At 42.6% G+C, this 8,881-nt stretch carries 5 protein-coding genes; all 5 read right to left on the bottom strand.

The features are described 5' to 3' along the window. Positions 1 to 2 precede the first annotated feature (2 nt). Positions 3 to 4,493 (bottom strand): S8 family serine peptidase, encoded by a 4,491-nt coding sequence (locus tag ACLOR3_RS09700; protein ID WP_048715251.1) that lies wholly within the window; start codon positions 4,491 to 4,493, stop codon positions 3 to 5. 248 nt (positions 4,494 to 4,741) lie between these two features. Beyond that, on the bottom strand, positions 4,742 to 5,584 hold the full coding sequence (locus ACLOR3_RS09695; protein ID WP_411400990.1) for an aldo/keto reductase: 843 nt from the start codon (positions 5,582 to 5,584) through the stop codon (positions 4,742 to 4,744). A gap of 1 nt (position 5,585) precedes the next feature. Then, a complete protein-coding gene (locus tag ACLOR3_RS09690) occupies positions 5,586 to 5,813 on the bottom strand; it encodes a hypothetical protein (protein WP_048715249.1) in 228 nt (75 codons plus the stop codon). A gap of 177 nt (positions 5,814 to 5,990) precedes the next feature. After that, positions 5,991 to 7,142: an N-acetylglucosamine-6-phosphate deacetylase gene (nagA, locus tag ACLOR3_RS09685; protein ID WP_006597080.1), complete on the bottom strand. Its 1,152-nt coding sequence runs from the start codon at positions 7,140 to 7,142 to the stop codon at positions 5,991 to 5,993. A 431-nt stretch (positions 7,143 to 7,573) separates the two neighbouring features. Beyond that, a partial coding sequence (locus tag ACLOR3_RS09680) for a Na/Pi cotransporter family protein (protein ID WP_412037185.1) occupies positions 7,574 to 8,881 on the bottom strand: 1,308 nt, incomplete at its 5' end.

Here is an 8,881-nt window from a genome sequence, read left to right as displayed (position 1 = left end):
TGTTATGGGCGTTTTACAACCTTTAGTTTTTTCCCATTTAATTTTTTCTTAGCAGCTTTAACCTCAGCTAATACCGCCTTGACTTCCTGTTGACTGGCACCAGGATTAGCCAGTACAGCTTGAGCGCGGATAAAGGCTTGTAGGTAGTTTACCTTCACCTTATCTGCTGCATAGATAAACTTCGCATTCTTAGCTTGGAACTGGAGTTCTGCCGCAATCAATTTCTTCAGACTTGAAAAATCAGTTGTTTTACCATTTAGCTGTTGATCAGCTGCCTGATAATTTGCAAGTGCTTGGTTGATTTGCTCTTGTGTCACACCTTCACGGACGAGCAAGAGGGCCAATTCCTTAAAGCTTTGGTCAAAGGTTCGTCGAGCGGAATCCTTAGCGTTGGCATAGCGACCTGTTTTTGAGGTTACATCATAGGCAGCAATGGCTGATTTTAGCGCTGTAAAATCAGACTCTTTTCCGTCTAATTGACTGGTAACCAATCCAAGATTTGAGAAGATTTGGTTAACTTCTGCTTGTGATAACTTAGTCGCAAGAGCTTTCTGAGCTTCTTGATAAGCTGCATCATAGGCTAAACGTTTTTCACTTGTTGCATTAAAGTACTGAGGAGTGCTGGTCAAGTTCGCTTGTTGGGCCAACAATTGCAACAATTGGGTCTTAATGACTACAGAAAGTTTTGCGAGATTGTTTTGGTCTGCTAGAACGGTCACAGTCGGTGCATCCTCAAACAACTCATAACCTGTTGGTAGACTGACAGAAATCGTATAGGTTCCAACTGGGACATCTTTCCCAAAAGCGTTCTTGCCATAGCGCTGAACTGGAAGAACAAAGGTTTCACCAGCTTGATTTTTCAAGACAACTGGTGTTGTTCTTGGTACTGCTTGATCAAAGACCAGGCTCAAAGGTGCAGTGACAATCTCTTTGGCCAAGAATTCGATGGTCTTAAAGCTGTCCTCTGCAGTGATTTCAAATTTCTGAGTTCGTTGGCTGACAAGTTTCAGATCTGATTTGTCATAGGCAAAGAGTTCTGCCACGTAGCTACCAAACTTAAGGAAATTGATTTCTTTCCCTTTGTCTAAGTTGACATACTGTCCTTGATCATCCTTGATACGGTAGACAAAATCGGTATCTAATTCTTTATGTGTATCGGCATCTAGGACTGACACCTTAATCCGGCCACTATCTTCACTACCAGCAAAATCAGAAAGAGAAGCAAAGTCGCGGTTTCCAGCGTAGTCTTCTACCACATAGTAAAGTAAGTCTTTACTGATTCCTTCTGGAAGAGTATAGCCACCGTCCTCATTTGCCGTTAAATAGACACGGTTTTCAAAGCGGCTAGTCTTCCCTAGGACATCTTTCCCCTCCTTAACCAGGGTTCCTTCTTCATCAAAGGCCTTGACATAGAAGACTTGCTCTCGTAAGATTCCACCGTTGCCAATATCTTTTGTTTTACGAGCATAGAAGGTTTCTACTCCATCCTTCTTGGTCGTATAACCTGAAGTCAAGACTGGTTTTTGGGTGTCAATTTGGAGGTTAAAGCGAACAACTTGCTCCTCTGCTCCTGGAACTGCTGGCGTATAACGAACCTCATAGACATAGTGACCATCCGCCACCTTTTCACCCTTGGCATCCGTTCCTTCCCAAGCCGAGTTGTCGACTAGATAAGATCGTTTCCCACGTCCATCAAAGTAATTCTTACGAGCAGAGAAAGATCCTGTACTTGTCCAAATTGGGTTAGCAAAAGCTTGATCATCTGCCTTGTAGACAGCCGCTTTCATATTATTTAGGTTTCGCAAGACGACTGCACGATACTGCACGTAATCTTTGTTCCCATCTCCATCTGGAGAAATAGCCAGACGGACATTTCCATCAGCATCCAAGTGGAGGACGTTCAAACCTTCTGGTGTTTCCACTGTTCCAAGAACGATTGGGCTTCGTTCTGCTGTTTCCTTCTTAGCAGTCGTATAGAGCACATCATTCGCGTTTGAAACTAAAGAGGTGACGTTCGCATTGGATGGCACGTGTTTGGTTTCTGGAACATCATAGTAGAATCCTGATTTCCCTTCTCTTACCAAGTTGTAGATTGGTTTTTCAACCGCAGGGATATCTTGGAAAGAACCACGGAAGCCCATAAATGGAATGCTAACCACATCGCCATCATCTGCTGGATCCACAAAGCGAACAAATCCTTCTAGGAAGTAACCGTTCGGCATCAATTTAGTCAATTCTTCTGCAAACTTAGATGCATCGACAGTCACCGTCACTGTCTGACTACTATGGGCTTTTACAGTGACATTTGGCCATACAGTCTCTGTTAATTTCCGTGGCTTCAAGGTAAAGTGATCGTCTTTTACATCATCGGTAGTGGTATTCACAATCATCTTCAACTCTCTATCAGTATCAGAAATATTATGAACAGTCACATCAAAACTGAATCGATCTTCCACATTACCAAGAGTTACGCTTGGGTAAGCATCTTCATTCGTTACATATAAATCTGTTGAGACGGCTGCAGCAGTATCTACAATCCCTGCCCCTTGTTGACGTACCGAAGTGTAGGCTCCCGTTTCTTTGTTGAAGTGCGGTTTTGCAGTTGACATGATCAAGGCCTTAACCGTTGCAGATAGCTCCTCTGGTGAAAGTTCTGGATGATGAGCTTGGAGGTATTCCTTCACCAAAGCCGATACCCCAGCCACATGAGGAGAGGCCATACTGGTTCCGCTCATACTGCCATAGCTATTGTCATTTAGTGAAGAGAAGATTGATCCACCAGGTGCAGTGACATCTGGTTTCAATTGTCCATCCGTTGACACTCCCCAACTAGAGAATTCAGACATTTTTCCTGCGTCAGGGTTTGGACGGTTATCCAGACTGCCATCAAAGACTATCTTGTAGTCTTTGTCTTTGATCGCTTCTCCATAGCGCTTAGAAATAAATACCGCAGGAATCTTTCTCGCATCGCCTTCGAGACCCATTTTGACATTTGCACCTTCGACACTGTTATAAATGAGGGCGCCAATCGCTCCTTTTTTATAGACATTAGCGACCTTATCTGAGAAGGTGATTTCGCCACGTTTGATGAGGGCAACTTTACCAGTCAAATCGAGACCTTCTAAATCACTCTCACGCCCCAAACCAGCATCCACATAGTCATATTCTTTCCCATTTTCGAAATTGGCATCTGTTTCAGCTGCTGTATAGGTAAATTTCCCTTTATCCAAGTCGGCATTGTCTTCCAAACCACGCACTGTAAAGACTTCTTCTGTTACGAATGAATCATTTACTGAGGCAACTGAAATAGACTCTTCTACGGTTGAAGGACTACCCACGACACCGTAATCAGGGTTTTCAGCACTTGGGTTGTCATAACCGTATCCATAGGTATTGCTATTACCTGCCGCGATAACGACACTAACTCCTTTGGCGCGTGCTCGTTGGATCGCTTCTCGGACAGCAGGGCTAGCATTTACTGTAGATCCTGTCCCAGACCCTAAACTCATGTTAATGACATCGGCTCCCAATGCCACTGCGTCATCAATCGCTTTCACATAGACAACATCGCTGGTCGATCCACTACGATCAGAGAAAACCCGCATGAACATCACTTGGGCTTCTGGAGCAACTCCGTATACGTAGTTGCCATCCCCAGCTTTTTTGTCAGGGTTCCCAGTCGCAATCCCAGTTACGTGCATACCGTGTGAATCATGGTCTTTTTCTTTGATATTGTCATCTCCATCCATATAATCATAGGCAAAGACGACTTTATCATTGTACCATTTTCCGTAGTCAATTCCCGCTGCTTTTTTTGCAGCTTCTAATTCTGTTTGATTTTTGAATTTCCCTTTTGTAGGATCTGAAATCCGCAATACTTCATGGTAGACATCTAAACCAGAGTCAATGACTGCAACAACAGTCCCTTCACCCTTGTAGCCTTTTTCCCATGTTTGGGGCACATTAATAATCGTATTGCTGCTGATACTTAATGGTTTATCTTCAGCTTTCTTTTCAGTACGTACTTCCGTTACAGGTTTAGCCTCACTCTTCTCCTCTGTTGAAGAAGGTTTTGCTGCTGTTTTTTCCTGTCCTTCGGGTGCTTTTTCTACAGTTTTATCTTCGGTTTTAGTTACGACTTCCGCTTGCTTTTCAGTAGCTGGAGCCTCTGTTTTGGCTTCCTTCGCAAGGACTTGGCTATCTGATTCGACAGATGGAGTTGTTGCCCCTTTGTCTGAAGAAACTGGCTCGTCAACAACTTCACCATTTTCAACTACTGAGCCTGTAGTCTGCTCACTTACCTGATTCGTTACTGGAGACGCAGACTCACTTGGCGATACTGGATTTGCTTCTGCAGATGCAACGACTGCAGTCTCTGGCTGCTTCGCTTCATCAGCACTTACATTCCCTGCTCCAAAGACAAGGACCGATCCTAACAGCACCGATGCAACACCAAACTTATATTTTCTCAATGAGAAACGCTGTTTACTCATAAAATTCCCCCTATATACTAAATTATTCTTATTATACTCCTAATTTTTCAGAAAATTCACTCAACATTAACTTTGTTATCAAATTGTAATATTTCCGTACAATATCTTTAATTAGTTATTTTTTGTTTGCTTTTTAGTGGTTTTAGCATTCAAATAATTAGATAACTGAAACAAATTATTCGTTTTTCATCTTATTACACAAAAAAAGACAGTGAGAGCAACCTCTCACTGTCTATAAATAAACAATCTTAAAAGTCTTTAGTGTCTGGGTCTGGTGCTCCCGCCTCTACTGGGATCTTCCGAAGGAGCTCACAGTCTTCTGAGGATAATGCAATCGCAGAGCATTGCAGATTACTTGCAATGCGCTCAGGAGTCACTGACTTGGGCAAAGGTAAAAATCCTTCTGCTAAACTCCAAGCCAAGAGAAGCTGGGCTGGTGTCACGTCATACTGTTTAGCCAGTGTAAGAACTGTCTCATTTTGGAACAGCTCTCCTTGACCAAAGGGTCCCCATGCCTCCAATAAAATTCCTTTATCACGGCAATAACGGACCACTTCCTCTTGATAGACTCCAGGGGCCAAGCGAATCTGATTGACCGCCGGAAGAACGTTGGCACTCTCTAACAAAGCATCCAGGTGATGGGGCAGGAAGTTACTCACGCCAATAGAACGAATCTTTCCTTCTGCCTGCATATCTTCCATGGCTCTCCAAACCTCACGATTCCGTTCTTTCCAGGCCTCATTTTCTCGATGAGTCACAGGATTTGGCCAGTGGATGAGGTACAAATCGATATAATCTAGTCCCAATTTGTGCAAAGATTCTTCTAGGCCATTAACAGCATCCTCATAGGTGTGACGATTATTCCACAACTTGGTCGTTACAAAAAGCTCTTCTCTTGGAATACCACTATCTTTGATAGCCTTTCCGACGCTTTCTTCATTTTGATAGATGGCTGCCGTATCAATATGGCGATAGCCCGCTTCTAAGGCTGCTTTTACTGCTTGATAAGCTTCCTCGCCATCTTTCGCCTTCCAAGTACCAAAACCTAGTACAGGAATGTGGCGTCCGTCATTTAGTTTGTAGCTCTTCATCTTATTTCCCGTTACTTTCCTTTGTTTTTTCACCAGACTTAGAAGTCTTCGCATTCAAGCGCAATTTTGGCTTAAAGATATTTTCCTTCGGTTGCACCATCGATTTACTAAAAAAGGCATAGAGTAAAAAGGCACTACCTGCCACTAGGATGACGGGACTACGGCGCAACATACCGTAGATAAAGAAAAACAAGCCCATCAATAAAAAACGTACGTTTATCTTATTCATAAAACTACCTCGCGATTCAATTACTTTCATTATACCATGTATCGGAGCAAAGAGACAAATGACTAGATCAGGGAATCCAATCCAAATAAGCTGAGACTCTCATCCCAGCTTATAGAAGAAATTCAATTTTTAGTTTGGCGATAGCAAGAGATTCGTAGTTGAACCTCTTTTTCACCATTAAGCTTCAAATCGTTTTTGGCCATCCAAGAAGGTTGCTACCAACTCTAAATCTTTATCCAATACAATAAAGTCAGCGTCATACCCTTCACGGATTTGGCCACAGACATCATCAATATGGACAGATTTAGCAGGGTTGAGACTCGCCATCATGACCGCTTCATGAGGATTGGCAATGCCCCACTCAACAACATTCTTCAATCCATCTTTAAGCTTCAAGATCGAACCAGCCAGGTTCCCTGTCGATTTCAAACGGGCTGTTCCATTTTCTACGACAACAGGGAATTCACCCAACATATAGTCGCCATCTTCCAAGCCACCAGCTGTCATACAGTCGGTGATCAAGGCAATATTTTCCACTCCTTTTTGTTTGAGAAGGATGTCGCAGGCTTTTGGATCAACGTGATGGCCATCACAGATTAACTCTGCATAGGTATGAGGAAGTTGGTACATAGCCCCAACCATTCCCAATTCACGGTGCGTCAAACCGCGCATTCCGTTATAGGCATGTACCCAGACACTAGCCCCAGCATCCACTGCTTTTTTGGCTTCGTCAAAGGTTGCATTGGAGTGACCAAGGGCAACCGTTACCCCTTCTCCTGTCACTGTACGGACAAAGTCTTCTACACCATCTCGCTCAGGGGCAAGGGCAATTTTATTGAGCAAGCCATTGGCTGCTTTTTGCCATGCACGGAATTCATCCATTCGAGGATCTTTCATGTAGGCTGGATTTTGTGCCCCTTTGTACTTCTCTGTAAAATAAGGCCCTTCAAAGTAAATGCCACGAATCTTAGCACCAGATGCTTCTTGGTAGCGTGCTCCAATGTTTTCAGTTACTGCCAATAATTGCTCATAAGAAGAGGTCAAGGTTGTTGGCAAAAAGCTAGTGACCCCTGTGCTCAAGAGACCCTCACTCATAGTATGAAGGGTTCCTTCGATGTTGTTGTCCATAACATCAACTCCACCAAATCCATGGATGTGCGTATCGACCAAACCAGGAGCAATACTATAGCCTGTATAGTCCAAAACAGTAGCTCCCTCTGGTAGCTGATCTACATGTTTCCCAAATTTGCCATCGACAATTTCTAGATATCCTCCCTTACGAATGCCATGGGGATAAAAGAATTGATCTGCTTGTATATAGGTTGTCATGATGATTTCCTTTCTTTTTCTACCGATATATTCATACACATTATAATCCTTTGTACTGTATTTGTAAATGGTCTAGACCTATTTTGTTTAAATATATTAATATTTCCTATAAATACAATAAAAAATCCAGTTTTTTTGAGCTGGATTTTAGATTGCATATAAAGTCTTCTTTAAAACTTTCCTTAGGTGAGTACGGACGTCAGCGAACTTCTTCGAAGTTCCATGACTTAGTTTTGAACCTAGAGTTTCAAAACTCCCGAGTGGCTGAAACTTTAGCGTTTCAGCCACTTTTCTCACAGCGGAAAGTTATAAATTTTCTTAATTAATTAAAAATACAAATTATTTTTTTGAATAAATTTTCTAGCTATTTCATGAAAAAAGTTTGTCTACATTCTAAAATCCAGTCCTAAAGAACTGGATTTTTGCTTTGTCTAGATTTGCTCCAATTGTACCTTCTCTGCTAAATTCATGGCATGGTCTGCGACACGTGTATAGTGAGAGATGATATCAATAAAGTTGACACCTGCTTGAGGTGTACACTCGCCCTTGTTCAGACGAGAAATATGGGTCTTCCGCAATTTCTTTTCGAGCTTTTCAATCGCCTGATGGCGTTGTTCCAACTCTGCGGCCAACTCTTGGTTATCCTCTTCTACACTTCGAAGGGCATCTTTAACAAACGTCGCAGTTTGTTGGTAGATATCTTCTAATTCAGCCAAGGCATTGTCAGAAAAGACAACTTTCTTCCGAATGAGATAATCCGTCAAGTTGATCAAGGCTTCTGCGTGATCTCCAATCCGCTCCAAATCTCGAGAGGAATCCAAAATATTGGTCAAGGATTCGCTTTCTTTTGGACTCAAAGCCTCACTGGACAAGCGGATCAAGTACTTGGTCAACTGGTCATCGATGGTATTAATGGCTTCTTCTGTTTTATGACCTTTTTCAGCCAACTTTTCTTCTTGATTCAATATATAGCGATAAGATAAATCAAAAATCTTTTCAGCATAAGTCCCTAAGTGCAAGAGTTCTTTTTTAGCATTTCCCAAGGCAATCGAAGGAGCTTGGGTAATCAAATTTTCGTCCAAGTAAAGTGGTTCGTATTTGACCACTTCATCCTCACCAGGAATCAATTTCGTCACAAAGTAAGCCAAAGCCCCAATGAATGGGAATTGAACAATCGTGTTGGTCACATTAAACGCACCATGTGAAAAGGCAATCGTCATCTCAGGTGAGAGATGCAACTGAGCTTGGAAGAACTCAATCATACTTGTAAATGGTCCCAACAAGATGATACACAGAATGGTCCCGATGACATTAAATAAGACGTGGGTCGCAGCAACTCGTTTGGCAGAAACATTGGCCCCCATGGCAGCGATGATAACGGTGAGCGTAGTCCCAATGTTATCCCCAAATAAAATTGGCAATGCTCCCTTAAGATCTAAAAATCCACCTGAGTAGAGACCTTGCAGAATCCCAATCGTTGCAGAAGAAGCCTGGATCAAGACTGTGATAATGGCTCCAGCTAGCACTCCGAGGATTGGATTCTTCCCAAGGGTTACCATATATTGGCTGAACTCTGGCAAGTCTTTCAAAGGACTCATCCCTGCGCTGATGAGGTTTAAGGCATAAAAAATTCCCCCAACCCCAAACAAGATCCGACCAATATTGTTAGCTATCCGATTCTTGGTAAAGAAGAGACAGACTGTACCTACAAACATAATCGGCAAGGCATAGGTTCCTAA

It is taken from the genome of Streptococcus intestinihominis (assembly GCF_046824975.1).
Taxonomy (GTDB): domain Bacteria; phylum Bacillota; class Bacilli; order Lactobacillales; family Streptococcaceae; genus Streptococcus.
This window is presented reverse-complemented; position numbering and strand designations above follow the sequence as displayed.

Excerpts from the sequence above, each read along its gene's own strand:
- ACLOR3_RS09700 (WP_048715251.1), bottom strand. The coding sequence starts at position 4,493 with ATGAGTAAACAGCGTTTCTCATTGAGAAAATATAAGTTTGGTGTTGCA.
- ACLOR3_RS09695 (WP_411400990.1), bottom strand. The coding sequence starts at position 5,584 with ATGAAGAGCTACAAACTAAATGACGGACGCCACATTCCTGTACTAGGT.
- ACLOR3_RS09690 (WP_048715249.1), bottom strand. The coding sequence starts at position 5,813 with ATGAATAAGATAAACGTACGTTTTTTATTGATGGGCTTGTTTTTCTTT.
- nagA (WP_006597080.1), bottom strand. The coding sequence starts at position 7,142 with ATGACAACCTATATACAAGCAGATCAATTCTTTTATCCCCATGGCATT.